At 50.2% G+C, this 19,619-nt stretch carries 20 protein-coding genes; 4 read left to right on the top strand and 16 right to left on the bottom strand.

Annotated features, from left to right (window positions below; all coding sequences use genetic code 11):
* Positions 1-12 precede the first annotated feature (12 nt).
* The 7 genes from A3842_RS09350 to A3842_RS09320 all read right to left on the bottom strand — a co-directional run bounded on the left by A3842_RS09350 (position 13) and on the right by A3842_RS09320 (position 6,313).
* Complete coding sequence (locus A3842_RS09350) at positions 13-570, bottom strand: TetR/AcrR family transcriptional regulator (RefSeq protein WP_178382320.1); 558 nt, start codon at positions 568-570, stop codon at positions 13-15.
* A gap of 217 nt (positions 571-787) precedes the next feature.
* Positions 788-1,138: a type II toxin-antitoxin system PemK/MazF family toxin gene (locus A3842_RS09345; RefSeq protein ID WP_019913013.1), complete on the bottom strand. Its 351-nt coding sequence runs from the start codon at positions 1,136-1,138 to the stop codon at positions 788-790.
* Positions 1,139-1,141: 3 nt separating this feature from the next.
* The gene (locus A3842_RS09340) at positions 1,142-1,423 is read right to left on the bottom strand and encodes a CopG family ribbon-helix-helix protein (protein ID WP_025708964.1); all 282 of its coding nucleotides are present in this window, start codon (positions 1,421-1,423) and stop codon (positions 1,142-1,144) included.
* 212 nt (positions 1,424-1,635) lie between these two features.
* Positions 1,636-2,817, bottom strand: coding sequence for an alanine racemase (gene alr / locus A3842_RS09335; RefSeq protein WP_074083339.1), 1,182 nt, complete (start codon positions 2,815-2,817; stop codon positions 1,636-1,638).
* 225 nt (positions 2,818-3,042) lie between these two features.
* Complete coding sequence (locus A3842_RS09330) at positions 3,043-4,128, bottom strand: LolA family protein (protein WP_074101163.1); 1,086 nt, start codon at positions 4,126-4,128, stop codon at positions 3,043-3,045.
* A gap of 167 nt (positions 4,129-4,295) precedes the next feature.
* A complete protein-coding gene (locus A3842_RS09325; RefSeq protein ID WP_074101162.1) occupies positions 4,296-5,504 on the bottom strand; it encodes a hypothetical protein in 1,209 nt (402 codons plus the stop codon).
* Positions 5,505-5,515: 11 nt separating this feature from the next.
* A complete protein-coding gene (locus A3842_RS09320) occupies positions 5,516-6,313 on the bottom strand; it encodes a methyl-accepting chemotaxis protein (RefSeq protein ID WP_305953384.1) in 798 nt (265 codons plus the stop codon).
* Positions 6,314-6,673: 360 nt separating this feature from the next.
* On the opposite strand from A3842_RS09320, the gene A3842_RS09315 reads away from it, so the two are divergent.
* Positions 6,674-8,737: a methyl-accepting chemotaxis protein gene (locus A3842_RS09315; protein WP_074083222.1), complete on the top strand. Its 2,064-nt coding sequence runs from the start codon at positions 6,674-6,676 to the stop codon at positions 8,735-8,737.
* A gap of 378 nt (positions 8,738-9,115) precedes the next feature.
* On the opposite strand, the gene A3842_RS09310 is transcribed toward A3842_RS09315, so the two are convergent.
* Positions 9,116-10,348 carry an MFS transporter gene (locus tag A3842_RS09310; protein WP_083606954.1) on the bottom strand — a complete coding sequence of 411 codons (1,233 nt, stop codon included), beginning with the start codon at positions 10,346-10,348 and terminating at the stop codon, positions 9,116-9,118.
* Between the two features lie 238 nt (positions 10,349-10,586).
* Between A3842_RS09310 and A3842_RS09305 the strand changes: the two genes are divergently transcribed.
* Positions 10,587-11,162 (top strand): TetR/AcrR family transcriptional regulator, encoded by a 576-nt coding sequence (locus tag A3842_RS09305; RefSeq protein WP_074083221.1) that lies wholly within the window; start codon positions 10,587-10,589, stop codon positions 11,160-11,162.
* Here A3842_RS09305 and A3842_RS09300 read toward each other — a convergent pair.
* The 4 genes from A3842_RS09300 to A3842_RS09285 form a co-directional block, all read right to left on the bottom strand.
* Positions 11,136-11,321 carry an aspartyl-phosphate phosphatase Spo0E family protein gene (locus A3842_RS09300; RefSeq protein WP_074083220.1) on the bottom strand — a complete coding sequence of 62 codons (186 nt, stop codon included), beginning with the start codon at positions 11,319-11,321 and terminating at the stop codon, positions 11,136-11,138. The genes A3842_RS09305 and A3842_RS09300 overlap by 27 nt on opposite strands.
* Positions 11,322-11,495: 174 nt before the next feature.
* Entirely contained in the window at positions 11,496-12,254 is a 759-nt protein-coding gene (locus A3842_RS09295) for a DUF3600 domain-containing protein (RefSeq protein ID WP_074101161.1), read from the bottom strand.
* On the bottom strand, positions 12,244-12,828 hold the full coding sequence (locus A3842_RS09290) for a sigma-70 family RNA polymerase sigma factor (RefSeq protein ID WP_074083218.1): 585 nt from the start codon (positions 12,826-12,828) through the stop codon (positions 12,244-12,246). The genes A3842_RS09295 and A3842_RS09290 overlap by 11 nt, the downstream gene beginning before the upstream one ends.
* Positions 12,829-13,005: 177 nt before the next feature.
* Positions 13,006-13,422 (bottom strand): MarR family winged helix-turn-helix transcriptional regulator, encoded by a 417-nt coding sequence (locus A3842_RS09285; RefSeq protein WP_074083217.1) that lies wholly within the window; start codon positions 13,420-13,422, stop codon positions 13,006-13,008.
* Between the two features lie 204 nt (positions 13,423-13,626).
* Between A3842_RS09285 and A3842_RS09280 the strand changes: the two genes are divergently transcribed.
* Both A3842_RS09280 and A3842_RS09275 read left to right on the top strand, forming a co-directional pair.
* Positions 13,627-14,760, top strand: a complete 1,134-nt coding sequence (locus A3842_RS09280) for a stalk domain-containing protein (RefSeq protein WP_074101160.1) — start codon at positions 13,627-13,629, stop codon at positions 14,758-14,760.
* Positions 14,761-14,764: 4 nt separating this feature from the next.
* Entirely contained in the window at positions 14,765-15,544 is a 780-nt protein-coding gene (locus tag A3842_RS09275; RefSeq protein ID WP_083609533.1) for a TatD family hydrolase, read from the top strand.
* 186 nt (positions 15,545-15,730) lie between these two features.
* On the opposite strand, the gene A3842_RS09270 is transcribed toward A3842_RS09275, so the two are convergent.
* The 4 genes from A3842_RS09270 to A3842_RS09255 form a co-directional block, all read right to left on the bottom strand.
* Complete coding sequence (locus tag A3842_RS09270) at positions 15,731-16,309, bottom strand: histidine phosphatase family protein (RefSeq protein ID WP_074083214.1); 579 nt, start codon at positions 16,307-16,309, stop codon at positions 15,731-15,733.
* A gap of 25 nt (positions 16,310-16,334) precedes the next feature.
* A complete protein-coding gene (locus A3842_RS09265) occupies positions 16,335-17,612 on the bottom strand; it encodes an MFS transporter (RefSeq protein ID WP_074101158.1) in 1,278 nt (425 codons plus the stop codon).
* Between the two features lie 83 nt (positions 17,613-17,695).
* On the bottom strand, positions 17,696-18,850 hold the full coding sequence (locus A3842_RS09260) for a winged helix-turn-helix domain-containing protein (RefSeq protein WP_074101157.1): 1,155 nt from the start codon (positions 18,848-18,850) through the stop codon (positions 17,696-17,698).
* Between the two features lie 45 nt (positions 18,851-18,895).
* Positions 18,896-19,564, bottom strand: coding sequence for a YjgB family protein (locus A3842_RS09255; protein ID WP_074101156.1), 669 nt, complete (start codon positions 19,562-19,564; stop codon positions 18,896-18,898).
* Between the last annotated feature and the right edge of the window lie 55 nt (positions 19,565-19,619).

Raw genomic sequence — 19,619 nt, 5'->3', positions numbered from 1 at the left:
TGCCACGTTCCCTTACCGCGCACGTATACCCTGCAGCAGCAGCGCTATCGCTTCCCGGTAAAATTTCATGATATCATTCGGCGCATGGACAACGGCCATGATCTCGCTAACTCTGCCGACACCCTCCAGCAGTCCGCTCACAACGATTACATAATTGTCCAGATCGCCTTTGACCAGATATCCAGAGTCCATCCCCTCTTGCAGAAGATTGCGGCAGGCTTCCGAGCCGGACTCGTAGAGCCGTGCAAGACGCTCTTGAACCACATTGGAAAGGGCCCGGGATCTGGCATATTCTTCAAGTGCCCGGATCAGCGGGTTCTGGTAATCGTTCGCATAATGCTCACCAAGTGCATAGAACCGCTCTTCGAAACCGCTGATGCTGCTCTTCTTCTGTGTCCACTGGAGCAGCCATTGCTCTGTATCATCTTCCACAATGTACAGGAACAGCTCATCCTTGCTGGGAAAATGATGATACAGGCTCCCTTTGCTGACCTTGGCCGCTGAACACACCTCGTTCATGGTTACCGCTCCGTACCCTTTTTGCACAAACAGCTGTGCTGCCTTCTGCACTATGCGTTTCTTTGTCTCTTCTCCGTCAGAACGTCCTTTAATCCTGACCACCTCCTTCTAGACCGACCGTACGGTCTAATTATAGCACAGGGTTTTCTCAAAGTGAAATGGATACCGTCTGCCCGGCATAGCGTTCATATAGAGTTAAAAAAGACGCACCGGGTTATCCCGAGTGCGTCTTTCCATACATTACCGTGCGATCTATAGTCTGCCTGATTCAAAAATCAATCAGTCCCAGGCTGATTTGCAGCGAATCGTCCACCAGTTTCATCGTTTCATCATCCAGGTGGGTGATCTTATCGGTTAAGCGTTGTTTGTCAATTGTCCGAACCTGCTCCAGCAATATGACGGAATCCCGGTCAAAGCCGTGAGCAGCCGCATCAATTTCTACATGCGTCGGCAGTTTAGCCTTCTGAATCTGGGCAGTGATGGCTGCCACTATGACTGTCGGGCTGAAGCGATTGCCAATATCGTTCTGAATGACCAGTACCGGCCGTACTCCGCCTTGTTCTGAACCCACCACCGGCGAAAGGTCGGCAAAAAAAACGTCGCCGCGTTTAACGATCAATATCTACACCCCGCTTACTAAGCGGCCAAGAGTACTGTCTGCATCTTCCTCCGCGAGAAACGCCTCGCACGCCATGGTCAAATTGATTTTAGCCATTTCCATATAGCCACGCTGCATCGAATCGCGTATGGTCCGTTTCCTCCGTTCGCTTAGATACAGCTTCATGGCCTGCCTGATCAATTCACTCCGGTTGGAGTTCTCCAATTGGACGATCCCATCCACTTCCTGCAAGAGATGATCGGGCAAGCTGATCATGATTCTTTTGGTGTTCTGCAAATTGGCCACCTTCTCTTCCACCCCCACAAACCTTCTGCCCTTGTGTTCCAGTGTTACAATATACAAGGAATTTTATACAAGGAATATATGCCGCCAGTATATCAAGTATGCTGCATTCCATTATAAACTACAATTGGCGGTTCGTATAGACCATAAGTCATACTAGTCTACACGGCATAATCCTTCTATTCAGTTCCTGCATGAGTAGCACGGCAATGACATTAGGTCTGCAGCAAGGGGTTGACCAGGTTCGGAGCAGTGCCTTCGCGTACATACACACGCGGCACCCGGTGGGCCAGCATACAGATTACCTCGTAGTGAATCGTTCCAAGATGGAGTGCCAGTTCATCCGCCGTAATGGACACGGCGCCCTGGCGGCCGATGAGAACAACCTCTTCGCCAGCTTTGATTTGTTCCGCTTCTTCAGCGAAAGATTTGAGCGTTACCATACACTGGTCCATGCAGATCGTTCCGACGACAGGAACGCGGCGTCCTCGTATTAGCACCTCCGCTTTGCCTGTTAGCATGCGGGAATATCCGTCAGCGTACCCCACAGGAAGCGTTGCAATGATCTCTTCGCTGTCTGTGAAATACCGGGTGCCGTAGCTGATTCCCCAATCCGGCGGCAAGGTCTTTACATATACCGCCTGCGTTTTCAGCGTCATTACCGGGTGTAAAGCCACAAGCTCGTGGTTCACCTCTGTGGAGGGATAGAGACCGTACAAGCTTATGCCTACACGCACCATGTTTCGGGATAGAAGAGGTGTATCAATGGCCGTAGCGCTATTGCCCGTATGTATGATCGGGATGTGAATGTTTCTGTCCCGAAGCGTTTCGGCCACGCTCATGAACCGTCGGTGCTGCAACAGTGTATAGCTTTTGTCTTCTTCGTCTGCTTTGGCAAAATGTGTGAACATTCCCTCCAGCTCCGCCTGCGCTACAGAATGCACTTCAGCGATGAACTCAGGCGCGTCAGCCGGTAAAAGCCCCAGCCTTCCCATCCCGCTGTCAATCTTGATGTGCACCTTCAGCCGGTGCTCCGGTAGGTCAGGAAGCTGTCTTACCGCCTCAAGCACCTCCGGTGTGAACAGTGTTACGGTTACATGGTTCTTCCAGGCAACGGCTATTCCTTCCGGTGAGGTGTAGCCGAGTACGAGAATAGGAAGTAGTATTCCCGCTTCACGCAGCTCCAATGCCTCATCCAGAAAAGCTACACTTACATAGTCCGCTCCGAGCCGTTCCAGCTCCCGGGTCACTTCCACAGCCCCATGGCCGTACGCATTACCTTTGACGCATCCCATGAATTTGGTCTCCACTGGAAGAACCTTACGGAAGGCCTCATAATTGGTACGCAGATCATCGAGATTAATCTCGGCTACTGTAGGTCGATAGCTTGCTTGCACTTCAGGGTCACCTTCTAACATTGTAGTAAAACATCTCCTGCAGCATCTCATTGATTTAAGTCTTACTGTCAATGGTAATGCTAATGGAAGGCGGCTGTCAATGTAAGCGGGAACTATCTTTTTGCAGAACTACCACCGGGCCTGTCCTCGTCAAGAAGATAAAAAAAACGGACACTGCATGTAGAGGAATGACTCCCACAATACGCAGTATCCGCCTACTGTTATTTACTTACCCGTTTGTTCCTCCATAGAAGCGGCGATTTGCATCATTTCATTAACCGGGAGATTTGCGCTGGTAATCCGGTACTCCACACCATCACTCATCCAGGTAAGTGTCTGCTGTTCGTCACCGCTGAGGAGACCTACCGTGAAGCCCAGATCAATCACACTACCCGGAGCGAGCGAGACGGCACGGTCCAGCGGACGCGATTCCATAATCGTATACTGGTAGGTCCCGTCATAACGGATCAGTACAGAATGATCTTTACTGTCCTCAATTTTGTTGGAGTCCTTAAGCTTCACACCGGCAGGAATATAGCCTGGTTCGATGATTCCGAAATCACCGAGCTCAGCGGTTACCGGCTTCTCTGACGGTTTACTGTTCTCCGGTGCAGTCACCGGGTTGCCGTTCTCGTCAACTTCCGCCATCGTGCTTTCGGATGCTTTGCCGGTAGCCATATTCTTTTGCATATCAAAAGAATCCTTCGTGAATTCCGGATCGAACTTGAAGCTGTCGAACTTCACATTCACCACAACCTTGGCTTCGGAGTCAGAGACCTGCACCTGTTTAGGCTCATAGGTCTTCTTGGCTAGCCAGATCTTCTGGCGGACCAGTGCGCTGCTCTGATAATTGGCCGCTACCTCGAACACGTAGTTGTCTCCGTCCTCCACAAACTGGCGGTTGTTATCGGAGACAATTCCCCGGACCAGTGTTTGATACAGATAGACCTGACCTTGATTGTCCGGCCAGTCGCTCTGGAAGCGGAAGCTTTTGCCAAGGCTAGGTGTCAGTACGAATACGCCCTCATCATTGCGCAGCACGATTTGCGTCACATCCTTCTGGACGTTCGACAGGCTGATCCGGTAGTAGGAAGGATTCTTGTACCAGACCTCCACCTTATACTCCTGTGGCTGCTCGCCGGTGTACAGCGTCATTGTGCCTGAACCCTGGTAAGCCCCCTGCTTGCTCTCCAATTTATCAGACACATTGTTCAAATCCTTGACCACGGAAGCGGCATCCTTCTTCCCGCACCCCGCAAGCACCAGGGTCACGCTCATAATGATAGCGAGTACCCATGTTATCCGGCGCATGACATCATCCCCTTAACCTGTTTTGAAAAGCATTGATTAGTACATGTCTATGAGGGACTTGCCTGCAATATGCAGACGGGCATGACAAGCAGGAAGGATATTCACGTATGGCCGCCCGGCCGCACCAAAAAGCCCGTGCAGGTGCACGGACTTGCTGAACTGATGTGTCATTTGAACGGAATGAGCTGATCGTTATAGACGGTGAAAAACCTGCCCTGGCTGAAGAAAATATCATCAAAATAGATTGCCGGCTGTTCTCCAACTTTGAGCGGGTAAGCGAATGAATACAGCGTTTTGTAGCTTTTCCGGTCCAGCACGGTAAGCGCAGTTTTCGTCTCAATTCTGCTATCGGACGTAATAGAGATGTACTTGTCATCCAGCCGTAATCTGTAGGCTATTCCTTTGACAGGTATGGGAGCAAGCGGGGTATGATTCAGCTGTTCGCCGCTGCCATTCAGTACATAGAACCCTTTATTATTGGCGAATAAGAGTTTGCCGTCCACGACATATAGTCTGTTTGTTGTCGGATCAATTCCCTTTGTCCATTTCACTTTTCCGTCTGTTCCTATAGCAGCCAGCAGCGTCAAGCTCTCGGATTTCTTTATTTTGAGGATATATATATCATTGTTAAGCTTGAGCGCTTGCTCTACTGTACTGTTCGCGTTTAGCGGATAGCTTATTTTTTTCTTGAAATTCCAGTCCAGGACGTCAAAAGATGCTTCTATATGCTGCGAGTTATATTTGAGCGTCAATATTTCATTCAAGGCAACCCCGCTAAGAAAATGGGAAGGCTGCATTTTTTCCCTTTCGAAACTTTTACTCCAGGCCACTGTACCGTTCAGATTCACTGCGTAGACCGAGGAGTTGTCATGCACAAACAATTTATTGTTGATCAGACTGTCAATCTCAAGCGGTCTGGGAAAGATAACCTCCCAATTCATTGTCCCCTTGGGACTAATGGAATAGAGAAATGTTTCATTAGAGAATTGCTTCAGCCCCGCGCCAACTAGACTATACAAATTACCTGCCTTGTCAAAAAAAGCACGATCACCGAACTTGAATCCCCCATAAATCGGAAGCTCCCACTCCACCTTATTCGTCTTGGGATTGATTGTCACGACATACTCCTGAAGCATCTGCCCCTTGGTATTACGCGGATTCTTGCTCAAAAGCGGCTCCTTGAAGTACAAGAGTCCGTTCGCCGTTCCCAAGTACTTATATCCATAAGTAGAAACAGGGAAGTTAATCGGGTCTTGCTGCTCTAGTTGCGGCTCCGTACCGGTACCGGGATTCACTGCTTCTGCAGCAGCAGGCATAGGACTCAGCAATACAAGTACAGACATCAGCATAATTAGTAGACTTGGAATCCTTTTCATAACTACTCTCCTCAGATCAGCCGCGCGATCTTCTCAATCTCTACGGCAGATGCGGCCATTTGCTGCATGGAGGCGGTAATTTCCTCCGTCGCTGCCGCCTGACGTTCGCTTTGAGCCATACAATCCATCAGCGTTGCATCCATCTCGTTAATGTTCTTCTTGATCATCTGCAGGATGCCGGCGATATCCTTCGCAGACGATGCGCTGGATACGGACATCTTCCGGATCTCCTGCGCGACAATGCCGAATCCACGCCCATGCTCAGCCGCATGTGCAGCCTCGATAGCGGCATTAAGGCCCAGCAGGTTGGAGTTATCCGCCACTTTCCGGATGAAATCCAGAATCTCATCTGTCTTGTGAAGCTCCTCTACAACCCTCTGGCCCAGCACCTTCAGATCGCTTACGGTGTTGGCTAATTCAGAGGCTGTCCCGGCAATCTCCTCCGAAGTGGAACTGATCTCTTCCGAAGTCACCGCCAGTGAGTTCGCCGCATAGCTCAGGGTCTCCTGATTGCTGAGGCTGATTCCTATCGTGAACACGCCCGCAACCGCCCCGTTCTTGTCCTTAATCGGGATGGAGGAGGATTTGAAAGGCCATCCGTAGATTTCCTTCGGTATGTTTGCACTGGCGGCTTCCCCTGTTTCCAGCGCTAACCGTAATCCTCCGCTTTGCGGAACCGGAGTGCCTTCTTGTATCCGGATATCCAGCTCCTTCCCTGGAAGATAATAGATGAACTTTTCCACATCCGCCAACGCGAACATTACATCAAGTGGAAATAGTTGCTGCACCAGCGGTAATGATATTTTCAAAGATTCTAGCAATTGCCCGATGTCTGTTTCACTTTGGTTTTCCATGCCTGTAACAGCTCCTACGATAACATTTTTGATTATTATAGCACATGAAAAACTATAGCAATATTAGATATCTTACCCTGAAGACCACAGAGCTGGTTTCATATTATCCTCTATGCGGAGAACCAAATATTCTTATATTTCTATCATTTTTTTTACACAAATACTTGCTACAACTAGGTTACAGTAACCAACGATTTATCCAGAAAAGCAGAAAGGGAGAATGTAAGATTTTCTCATTCAATTAACGCGATTTTATTACCGATAATGTAACGTAGCCATTTACAGATTACTTTAAAAACAGAGGAGAATGAACATATGGGGAACGTAAACAAAGCAACCAAAAAAATAGGGAACATTTCTTTAAAGGTAAAGCTTCCCTTCTTATTAAGCCTGCTGGTGGCGGTCGTTCTCTTGGCGACTTCGGTAACAGTATATCTATTCTCATCGGATTTGCTGCTCCGGAAAAGTAAGGATGAAATCAACGCAAACGGCGATCGTATAGGGGAGGGATTGTGGACGGCCATGCAGTTGCAGGAGCAGACTTCTTATGTCATTTCTGTTCATAATACTTTTAAAGAACTATTGAAGCTTAGAGCAGAAGGCTCTATTCCAGACAAAGAGTTCTTTTCATCGAAAAACCCGTATTTTGACAAAGCTAATACAATACTGATGGATAGTATAAAAGGAACACGGGGAACAGATGCCATGCTGGTTCTGGATACTAATGGAACTATTGTTGCCGGCACAAAACCTGACACGATTAGCCAGTCCAGATCCGACCGGGAATACTTTACCGAAGCGCTAAAAGGAGCCCCATTCATCAGTGATGCGATTACGTCTAAAAGCAGTAAAAAGCTAATCATTGCTTTTGCCCAGCCTATCAAAGACTTGGACGGCAAGGTATTAGGTGTGTTCGCCATGACCGAGGACAGCAGCTTCTTCACCGATAAATTGGGTAAAATCAGAATTAATGACCAAGGGACTATAGTTATTTCGAGCCGGAGCGGAATTATCCTGTACAACTCAAAGAATCCCTCCCAAACCGGGCAAAGCATTGGCGATAACCCCGGGACCAAAGCCTTCCTGGAGGATCGGGCAGCCGGAGAGATAAAGGCTAGTTCTACCGAAACGGAAGATAGTTATATCCGATTGAGCAAAATTCCGGGGGCGGATCTGATGATTACTGTATCCGATCCCCTCGACGACATTCAACAGCCTATACGCGATATGTTCCTCAAAATGTTGATCGTAACTGTTTTAGCCCTGATCATAGCCATTGGTTTCGGATTAATATTATCCCGCTGGATAACCAAACCCATTATCACATTGTCCAGACTGTTCAAACAGTTGGCTACAGGCGACTTAACCGTGGCAGCTAACGGCCGGTATGACAGTGAGTTCAAGGACTTGGCAGATAGCTTCAATGGCATGGTCCGGCAAAATAAAGAGCTCATCACCAATATGAACCATTCGATTGCAGTACTCAATACAAGCACCAATGAGCTTGAGGAGACCTCCAAGCAGACTGCTCGTTCGATTAATGAAACCTCCGTAACCTCAATGGGAATTGCCCAGGCGATGGAGCTTCAGTCCAATGACACTGAACATATCGTCGATAAGTTCTCTGGATTCAGCAAGAAAGTGGCTGTGATGAACGATAATGCGCAATCGGTCAGACAGAGAGCTGAAGAAATCGTCGAAGTCTTCCATATCAGCAATCAGGTTGTCGAGGGTCTGATCCAGATCAGTGACAAGAATGAGCAGGAGGTCCAAAAAATCTCTGCCATCACCGTTAAGCTTCAGGACAGCTCCAACAGCATCAGCAATATCACAGGAGCCATCAACCAGATTGCCACTCAAACCAATCTGCTCGCGCTAAATGCATCGATTGAAGCCGCAAGAGCCGGAGAGCATGGCAGAGGCTTTGCAGTAGTGGCTTCCGAGATCCGCAAGCTCGCTGAGCAGAGCTCGAAGCAATCGAACGATATCTATGAGATCATCCAACAAAACCTTGCCTTCGTAGCAGAAAACAATCATAGCGTGATTGAAATCAACAATATTTCCTCTGAGCAGGATGAGCTTGTAGGGCAAACCCAAAAAGCATTCCAGACCATTCTGGAGAAAGTCACAGACATAACGGTTCAAATTAAAACCATGGCTGATGAAATGACTCAAATGCAAAAGGACAAGGATGACGTTCTCGATTCGGCTCAAAGTCTCTCAGCTACCGGAGAAGAAGTCTCGGCATCGGTACAGGAAGTTACAGCTACTATGATGGAACAATCCCATACCGTTGAACAGCTGGCAGAGATGGTGGGAACGATTGACCAGCTCACAAAGAACCTGGCAGAAGCAGCCTCTAAATTCCGGGTAGAGTAAACCCGGGCAAGCAGAGCTTCTCTAAATCAGAGACCCACAAGAAGGCCCCTTTAAACAAGGTGATCTTCTTGTGGGTCTTTTGTTGGAAGGACGTAGTCTGGAAGCCGCTGTAATTTCTTCCACGCTGGCTAATTGTTCCCCAGCAGAAGCCGAGACACTCTTGATCTGTTCGTTGATTTTCTCCGATTTCTTTGGAGCTTTCGCCTAAGGTACTTATGACCGTCGATACATCAACCACATAGACGTTATTCTCGTCTCCATTGACGAGATAGCTGTCTATTTGGCGCTCTCCATAAAAAAGAGACTGATCTCTAGCACTGGCTTGATCCAGCTTAGAGAGCAGTCCTTTATAACAACACCTGTATTGTCCTTGTTAACTTATGCTTGTTTTTTTTCCGTCAAGTAGTACAAGAAGGCCAGGACCGGCAGCGCCAGCCCGATCAGTGTGGTTAATCCCCAGCCGCCATAGGCATAGGACCAGCCCCCGAGCGAGGAGCCAATAGCTCCGCCTATGAAGAAAATCGCCATAAACAATCCGTTCAAGCGTCCTCTCGCTTCGCTGCCAAGGGAATATATCGCCCGCTGCCCAAGCACCAGATTCCCCGATACCCCCATATCCAATATAATCGCTCCAACCACCAGCAGTCCCAGCGTTACTTTGGAATCACCCTGAAACAGGTAAGCCAGCAGAAAGGCAGCGGCCGCAAGTCCAAAAGCAAGACCAGTCAACGGCCTTGTCCATCCCCTGTCAGCCCATCTTCCTGCAATTGGAGCAGCAACCGCACCCGCCACACCCGCCAGAGCAAACAAAGCGATCCCTTGTTGAGTCAGGTGATAGGTATCAGCCAGCCGCAATGAAACGGTCGTCCAGAAGAGGCTGAAGGTTCCGAAAAGACTGGCTTGATACATCGCCCGGCGCCGCAGCACAGGTGTATTCTTCAAAAGCGTACCCAGGGAACGGATCAGTCCGCCGTAGTTCATTGAAGGTACAGGCTGGCGCTCTGGAAGAACACGGGATAACAGAATCGTCAATAGAGTGATCACTACAGCAGATATGGCAAAGATCGCATGCCAGCCCCAGAGGCCGGAGATGAAGCTGGCCAGCGGACGGGCAAACATAATCCCCAGCAGCAGCCCGCTCATCACATTTCCCACGACCCGGCCGCGGTGTTCTTCAGTTGCCAGATAGGAAGCATACGGTACCAGAATTTGAGCAGCTACAGAGCCGAGGCCAATAAATAGTGAGGCGCCCAGAAACAAAGATGCATTCGAAGCGAAGGCGGCCGCAACCAGAGCAACCACCACTACGGTAAGGGAGATCACGGTTAGACGGCGGTTTTCAATAATATCGCTAAGAGGCACTACGAACAGCAGACCAATAACATAACCAATCTGGGTTAGTGTCACAATCAGACCAGCAGCTCCTGATGAGAGATGAGTAGCTTCGCTGATCGGTCCGACCAGCGTTTGGGCATAATACAGATTGGCTACAATCAGCCCGCAGGATGCCGCCAGCAGAAAAGTGATCCAACCGGGGACTGCCTTACTTCCCTGTCCTTCTTGTGCATGTTTCACGTTCAACGCTCGAGTTGCCTGCTTTACCTGGTTCATGTGAATACCACCCTCCATTTAAATACTAAACGTATAGTTCATTAATTATGTTTTTATAATATACTGAACGTATAGTTTTGTAAATAGGCAATTAAAAGTTTTGTCTGTAAACTTATTCATTTGATTCATCCTTAGTCGGGCTGGCTAACTTCATGTATCCTTTTGTATAATGAACGTATAGTTTCCCCAAGTGAACCGGAATATGGCTAGGGTATATTGAAATCAGGAGGATTGGATTATGGATAAAAAAAGAGGACGTCCGCGCAACAACGAAGCTGAGGCTTCCATTCTTGCCGCATCCTATGATTTGCTGCTGGAGGCGGGGTTTGGCGCGGTAACTGTTGAGAAAATTGCGGAACGGGCGAAAGTCAGCAAAGCGACAATCTATAAATGGTGGCCCAATAAAGCGGCCGTGGTGCTTGATGGATATCTGTCCGCGGCATCTGCCAGGCTTCCCGTGCCGGACACGGGCTCCGTACAGGAGGATATTCGAATTCATGCGACGAATCTGGCTGTTTTTCTATGCAGCCGTGAGGGAAGGGTTATTACCGAGTTGATTGGAGAGGCGCAATTCGATGCAGGCCTGGCTGAGGCTAACCGAACCAGATTCTTTGCACCACGCCGCCAGGAAGCCAGGGAGCTGCTGGAGCGTGGAGTAGCCCGGGGTGAACTTAAAAAGGATTTGGATGTGAATTACAGTATTGATCTTATGTATGGACCGATATTCTACCGTCTGCTGATTACAGGGGACATGCTGAATGGGGAATTTGTAGAAAAGCTGCTGGCGTTAGCCTTCGAGGGGATTCGCGCGTAGTGATTCTTTATCTTCTCTTGTATATTCATTAATTAATTCATCCAGCTTCATGGATTGCTTAATTACTTTCGGATGCAGCAGTCCATAGGTTGTTTCGATCTCATTCAGCTTCCTGCGCTCCGCTTCGATGCGCTGCTGAATGGCTTCCAGCTTCTTCATATACATAACCTCCCTTAGGTATTTTAGAGGGTTATGTGAAATTATAGGATGTAAGGCAAAATGCAGCATTGAATGAAAAACCGCCGGAATGCAAGGTTATACCTTCCGGCAGTTTTTGCTGTGCTATGGATAGAGGCGAGGGTGCCGCCTCTATCCAGGGTAGCCTTAAGCCTATTACTGGATTGGCTTGAGCATGACACCCAGCTTCTTCAGATAAGGGTTCAGCTCTTCGGTCAACCGGGACTGACTGTTCAGGTCAGCCTTGGTAAACCGTTCCGGATGAGTACTGCCATCCGGGTCCGTTGCTTTGGCATTAAGGAGATTAAATTCACTGATTAATTGCTGGAACTTGGCCAGCTCTTTACCGCTGAAGGTCTGCTTCGCCTTGGAAAGCTGCTGTTCCAAGAACGTATCGGAGTCCATCTGCTTCAGCGGTTGCTGCGGTGCCCCGGTATTTACCAATTTGCTGAAATAGGGCTCAAGCTCTGCCGCCAGCTTGTGATACCGCTCCTGATCCGCAGCACTCAGCTTCTCGGGATGAAGTACTCCTGCCGCATCGGTAATCTGCAGATTGAAGCCGCCAATCTCATGCAGCAAACGGGTCAGACTTTGGAAATCCTCCTTACTCAGGCTCTGCTTCGCCTGCTGGAGCTTGGCTTCAAGCTGGTCATACTGCTCAAGGGTGCCGCCGTTTTGAATATAGTTGTCCTGTGAACCATATACGGAATCAGCCAAGTAATTGTATCCGGCATAGACTCCGGTCGGGATGATCAGCGATGCCGCTATTATCGTAGCTACGAGCCATTTCTTCATGCGTCTGCCCCCTTGTCCGGGTGAAATCCCATTCAGAATCTTCCCCTTCAGTTCCGGTGGGGCGCTCCAGCCTTCGGTTTCTGCTTGCAGCGTCCGCCGCAGGTTCTCTTCAAGACTCATGCATCTCCTCCACCTTCCCTATTCTAATGGTGTCAGCCTTTTGTTTCCGGCGCAGCTTCTGCAATGCAGCATGAATGCGGGATTTGACAGTCCCCAGCGGAATGCCGAGGATTGCTGCGGCCTCTTCCTGGGAATATTCCTGCAAATAGTGCAGAACAATGACCTGCCTCAGCTTGTATGGCAGACTGTTCACCTTATCCATGAGCATATGGCTGGACAGCCTGTCTATGACTTCACCGGCAAAATCAGCATCCGGGATTGAGGCAGTGTGCTCCGCTTTCTTTGTGATCCGGAGCTGTCTCCAGCCTTTCCTCCGATAAGCTTGAACCTGCCGCATCACCAGTCCCATCAGCCAAGGCTTAAACGCCCGGGTCCCATCATACTGCTCCAGCGAGCGGTGCAGCTCGAGATAGATATCCTGCACCACATCGTCCGCATCGGAGGGCTCGGAAACGAGGAAACGCACAGTCCGGTAGACATCGCGAACAGTCGCTTCATACAACTCCCCATAGGCTTCACGGCTGCCGGCCAGCGTGCGCGCTATGAGCTGCGAGTATTCGGTTTGCTCTTCCATCTGTCTTCCCCTCCTTCAGGCTTACACTATGTATTGGAAGGAAACGCCCAGATCGTTCGATTTATTTTTAGGATTCATTATACGGGACCACAACTGAAAACAAACAGGACCCTCCATACATGGAAGGCCCGACTGCTCTCGTGTATGTCTATTTATTGGTGCTCAATCCGGAAGTTATCACAGCTTAATCTTCTCCAGTAAAGCAAGCAGCTGCTGTTTCTCCTCCGGTACAAACTCCGTATAGACTGCATCAAGAAGCGTTACTGATATTTCTTCGAAGATGGGCTGGAGCTCCCGGCCTTTAGGTGTAAGCGACAGGCGATGTATCCGTCCATCCAACGGGTCTTGTTCCCGTTTCACATAATCAAACCGTACTAATTTGTCAACCAATGCCGTTATCGTAGACTTGTCCTTGTCGATTGAGCAGGATAACTGGTTCATCGTAATGTTTTCCCGGGCAAACAGCTGAAACAAAATATCCCCGTGTGAAGGGGCAATTCCATGAATATTATGTTTTTTGAGCTCCCGTTCAATGAACTTGTTCCCGCGCCGGTGAATTCGGCCGATGGCCGCCAAGATATTATTCTCATTCATTCTCCCATGTTAAATTTATGCAAAAAGAGTGTCAAGCCCCTCCTGTATCCGGCACACCCAAGCGCGAATCCATCGTATCCTTTGCTGCCCACCGCCCAAACGTAACAGTCCTGACTTCTTATTGTTAACGGATCGTGGCCCCCGGGCGGATCATTTACAGTATAATTGAATAGATTGGAACTTTTAGACTCTGGAGGTTATTCTGTGAAAAAAATACTGACCGCTTCCGCCCTTGCCCTGCTAATTGCCGGATGTGCGGCAGCTCCAACTATAGATTCAATATCCGCTGCCGCACCACTCACCCTGTCTGTAGACGGCCAACCTGTTCTGCCCAAGCTTCATCCTTTTCATTCCGGGGAGATCCTGTATGTTCCTGCAAGAGTGCTGCTGGAATATTATCCGGTTGAATTGAAATGGGATAATACACGTAAAAAGCTCACCCTAACCGATAACAGCTCCCGTACGATTCTTTCACCCGGCCGTTCAGCCATGCAGGTTCAATATACGCAGACTGACGGCGGTTATGAAGACAGCCTTGAAGGGCCTGTCCTTCTGAAGGAGGGGCATGTGTATATTTCTGCTGGTGCGGTGTCTTCATTAACTGGGGCCGAAGCCAAGCTAACAGCCTCTGGTAGTGCAGTATCCATTACGTCTGGAGATGTCAGTACATCCGTGCGGGTTCCCGCTGAACCATTGGCGGTCGCAGCTGGCACTTCCGGCAAGGTCAAGCTGTATGCGGCCCGGAAGGATGGCAGTACCTATAAAGGGTTCATCCTCGAAGTGAACGGCAGAAAGCACAGTTTCAAATGGGAAGCTCCCAGACTTGGGTCTTACCCTCCGGTGCTTTACTATGCCGATGTGGATAACGACGGGAAGCCGGAAGCTACGGTGGTATTCAGCCTTGGTACAGGAACCGGAATTTCCCTGGAGGGGGTCCATGTGGTCAAGCCGGAAGAGTGGAAGGAGCTTGCGGTACCGGCAGCAGAAAAGGTTGCTTCGGCAGCTACCACCTCCAAGATCTCGCTCGACAATAGCGATGTTGTGGTCCGGCTTGAGCTTGCCGGCCCTGCTCCATCGAAGGTGACCTTGAGGCTTCCCGGCCGTGCCGGGGATGGCGGTCTCAACCATTTTGGCACACAGGTTGGGATCGGGGCAGTTACTCATTATCAAGTGGCAAATGGTAAGCTGAAGGCAGAAACCAGTGTAAATGCTGGAATTGAGGAGAGTATGGGGACATTGATGCTGGCTTACAAAGCAGGCAGTGGAGGATTGAACCTGGACTCGATCCGTTTTGAACCCTACGATACTACGAAGCAGTATGTGGAAAAGGAGCAATGAGCCCATGATTGATGCCCATATTCACCTTGAGCAATATATAGATTCAGAACTGGAAACCATGCTGCATGGGCTTCCGGAGCATGACCTCCACTCGCTGGTTGCCGTCTCAATGAATCTGGACTCCTGCATCCGCACACAGGAAATCGCTGCACGGTATCCGGGCCGGGTGAAACCGGCCTACGGTTACCATCCCGAGCAGCCGGTACCGATGGAAGAAGAGTTAGCCACGCTAATACAGTGGATCAGTCAGCACGCGGAAAATATGGTGGCTATAGGCGAGATCGGGCTTCCCTACTATTCAAGAGCGGAAGCGCTGGAGCGCGGTGAAGCTTTCGAAGTGGAGCCTTATATGCGGCTTCTGGATGAGCAGCTTGCTCTGGCTGCCCGGCTGGACAAGCCGGTAATCCTGCATGCCGTCTATGAGGATGCCGTGACCGCCTGTGATCTGCTGGAGAAGCACGGCATCACCAGAGCTCATTTTCATTGGTTCAAGGGTCCGGAAGAAGCGGTTCTTCGTATGATTGAACGGGGTTACCACATCTCCTTCACACCGGATATTGTATATGAGCCGGAGATTCAGGCACTCGCACGGCGCTATCCGCCGGGGCTGGTCATGGCCGAGACGGATGGTCCTTGGTTGTTCGAAGGCCCTTTTGCCGGACATCCTACCCATCCGGCAATGGTTCATGACGTTGCAGCAGCCTGGGCAACGCTCCATGGATATTCCGCCGATCAGGCGAAGGCGATGCTGACCGCCAATACGGCACGCTTTTATCAGCTGTAGCCTTGGCGGCTCAATGGCCCCCCTTCGACGTTCTCATCAAACCGTCAACAAGATTCATGACAAAATAAAGTCTTCATTCAGCAGCCGCTGCTCCCGCTTCATTTAGACATAAACCAGCGTCCGGGGCAAGGTAGTGGTTGCTGCTGATATTCGTTGAACGGCTTCACAAATTCAGGGAACTGCACTTCAGTCGTTAAGGGGCAGTCTCTCCACATGAGTCAGTAGTCCGTCTATAATTTCCATACAGTAAATATCCGGCTTGGTGGTCTGCATCAAAAAATCCAACCCATATTCTCCGGCAAACTCATTCATCATCAGCGTCATCACCATGCCGTGAGTACCGATAACAATCCGCTCGTCCGGGTGATTCCGCAGAATCGCCTTCAGCGCCTTTACGGCCCGGTCTTTACAGACCCGATTGGACTCTCCGCCACCCTCCAATACAAAATCCGGCTCCTCGAACATCCGCTCCAGATATGGATATAGTTCCGGGTCCTGCAGCGTACGGTCGTCAACCGTCCAGCATTTTTCTTTTAAATCCTCAATCCTATGGACTTCTTGGCCTAGTACCTTAGCCAGTCCGGCAATTGTATCCACTGCTCTGACATAGGGACTGCTGTATAGCGTATGTATGCCTTCGTTCAGCAACCGTTCCGTTACTCTACGCGCATCCTTCTCACCCTGAGGGGACAATACGCGCGATCTTTCATTGCCCGAGGTTTTGAGCGAATCTCCATGCCGAACCATATAAATGTAAGTTGTCATTGGACCCTCCTGTAAATGAGATATGTTAAGAACTATGCTCCATTGCTGTCTGTCCCCGCTCCGGCTTGGCCTCAGGCCAAAGTAACCGGCCAAAGAGGATACCGGCGAGCCCGAGCAGCACTTGAACGACGCCAAAATCCAAGAAGATACGGCCAGGCCCGGCCATTTGGACTAGTAGCCCTCCCAGCAGAGGCGCCGCAATCATCACCACCCCGAGGATGGTGCTCTGAATGCCGAAGATACGGCCGGTCATGTGGGGCGGGGTTTCTTTTTGCAGGCAGTAATTGAAGGTCACGAAAAAGGTTCCATTCCCAATCCCCAGTACGAAGCCGAACAACAACACCCAAAGCGCAGAAGCGCCCGGCTGTAGTAGTCCGAGACCCCCAACCGATCCGCCGATCAGCACATAACCCATTCCCAGTCTCAGACCATAACGGGTTCCCGGTTTCAACTTACCCAGAAGCAGAATGACAGCTACGGCACCTATACCGGAGGCGGCCACCATCCAGCCCAGCAGGGATTCATTCACCGGTGAGATCACCCGGAACAGGCTGGTGAACTGGAAATCAATGATCTGAATCGCCAGAGCTCCGGCAAGTCCAAATAACATCGTATGCAGCAGCAGGCGGCTGCGCAGCATAAAGCTCCAGCCCTCTTTCCACATCATACCCATTGGAACTCTCTCCGCCTGCGTCTGTGCAGCCGGGAGTTCACCTTCTGTAGGGATGTTTTTGACCGAGAGGAGAAGCAAATAGGAGCCTACCCGAAATATAGCATTCAGCAAAATACACCAATGCGGACTGAGCAGCGTAAGCGCAACACCGCCAAGCAGGGGACCGGCGATTTTGGAGCCCTGGTTCACGATACCGTTCAGAGAGGTGGCCTGAAGCAGCTGATCCTCTCTGACAATACTGCGGGTCATGGACTGCTGAGCCGGAACGTTCAGCGTGGAAATCGAAGATCGCAGCACCAGCAGCGGCAGCAGCCACACCATACCGGGTGCGAACAACACCAGTACGGTCAGGATCGCGGTAAGCAGATCGCACATGCGCATCAGCTTCAGCTTGTTCAGGCGGTCGGCAGCGACCCCGGCCACAGAGCCGAGCAGAACGCTTGGCAGCGCCATGGCTACCGGAATCAGTGCCAGCATTAGCGGACTGGCCTGCCAGCGGTAGCCGACGAGAACCTGAATCGCCAGTGTATCGAACCAGTCACCAAAAGTTGCTGTGGCGAAAGCGCTGTACACGCGCATATATACTTTGTTGTGCAGCAGGCTGTTCCCCTGCTTCAGAGAAGTTTCCATCTGTCATTCCTCCAGGTTACATTTAGAATCATGGAACAGGATCATTCATGATCTAACTGTAACGGGGAATTGTCAGAGAATAATCAGAGGGGTTTGAGCAATTGCTGCATCAGGTGCTCCAAAGGTTTCTCCATCCGGTTTAACCCGGATTGCTCCAGCTCCAGCGCGAACAAGTCTTCATATTTACGCTGCAGTTTTTTAGAGGGCGGGAACATACGGCAGAAATGGACAATCCGGTATAATGCGTAGAGCCTCAGCGGAACGAATTCTGACATCTCCAGTACCTGCAAGCCCTCATCCAGCAGATTCTCCGACTCCTGCCAATGTTCCAGCCGTAAGCTCCAAAGTCCCTTTACCACTTTATAGCTACCAATCTCCCGCAGAAAGGGCTTCTCCTGAAGGACAGCTGCAATCGCTTCGTCCATCCGGTTAAGCTTGTCATCCCCGGTTCCCGCCACGAGATGCACAAAAAGCTCCGTAATCAAAGTCACGGGAATGAAATTTTCATAACCAAGCTCAGCAATGACCTGATATGAATGTTCCAAACGCTCCACGGCCCGCTCCGGTTGTCCCGCAAGAGTGAACAAGTCCAGAATCGTGAGGATTTCCAGCTCCAGCTGATATTCAGGGTACAGCAGCTGCCGTTCAATGATCTGCTCGCAATACGCAAGTCTCTCCTTGGGATCACCAGAGAAAAAGTGGTACAGCAGCAAATAAAACAGCCGGTCCTTGAGCGGAACTTCTTCCGTGTGCAGCAGCCAATCCAAATCTCCCTGTACAAAGTGAATGACCATCGAATATTCCGGGTCCAGCTCAAACCCAAGAATGTCCTGCTGGCGCGCCAATGTCAGCATGGATTTGCCTTGGCCGTATACATGAAACTTGGAGAATACACCGCGCATGGTTTCGCGCAGCTCCAAATCATTCGTTGTGGGATTGATCATTACGCCGGCTGGAGATCCCGGCAGAGTCAGACTGTACCCGAACCCCCGGACAGTCCGAATGCCCAGGCCGCTCAGGACGGCCAGCTTTTTGCGCAGCCGGTAGATATGGTCATCCACTGTCCGTTCTACCGGGTACTCCAATGGCCATACATGATCCAGCAGCTGCTCCCGGCTGAACGTACGCCCACGGTTGCGGTACAGAAATTGCAGAAGAGCGAATTCCTTGGGCAGCAGCGTGATCGTAATCCCGCCTGCTGTGACGGTGTATTCGCTCCCGTCTAATTCAAGTTGCATAGCCGAACCTCTTTTCCAAGGATAAGTCCATGGAGGTATTATAGCTTATCCGGCCATATTGTTAATCGAATCCTGTTCAGAAAATACAGAAATATGATCCACGGTGCTGGAAGCGTCCGGAATGATGAACTTGAGATCGTATTGCTTGCCTGCCTGGTAAATGTAGATTTTATCGCTGCCATTGACCGTGGTATGATCCGGTGTGCCGAGCACTGCTTCAATCTGCTTCAGTGTCAGCTTCTGCAGATCGGCAGCACTGGAACGGACGTCAAAGATCTTGCTGCCCTTATTGAAGCCGAAGACCACATGCTTCTTACTGTATGTTGAATAGATGCCTTTACCCGCCGACTCCTTCGTATCGGGCTCGCCCCAGGCCGCTTCCACCTCGTCAATTAACCCGGTGTGTGCAGCATATTCCACACCTGGTACTTTACCTTGCTGTGCCAGCTGTAAAAGCTCTTCAAGCAGCTTGCTGCTGTCCTCTGGTGAAGAGGCTGATTCGCTGCCTCCGCCTGCAGCATTTGGCGAAGCCGCAGACGGTACTTTCGACGGTTCTGTGGAAGGCGCAGGCGAGTTGCTTGCCTCCGGTTGTGAAATTGCCGTAGCTTCCGGGGTGGCGTTAGCTGCGTCATTATTGGAGGAGCTGCAGGCGGAAAGCCCCAATATACCAGTTAGTATTAGGATTCCGGCTGTTGCTTTGAATGAAGTGTTCATGCAGTATCATCTCCTTGGGTTGTCTGTTCTCTCTGAGATCAATCTGTTCATTCAG

The organism is Paenibacillus sp. P3E (assembly GCF_001909045.1).
Classification (GTDB): Bacteria; Bacillota; Bacilli; order Paenibacillales; family Paenibacillaceae; genus Paenibacillus_AQ; species Paenibacillus_AQ helianthi.
This window is presented reverse-complemented; position numbering and strand designations above follow the sequence as displayed.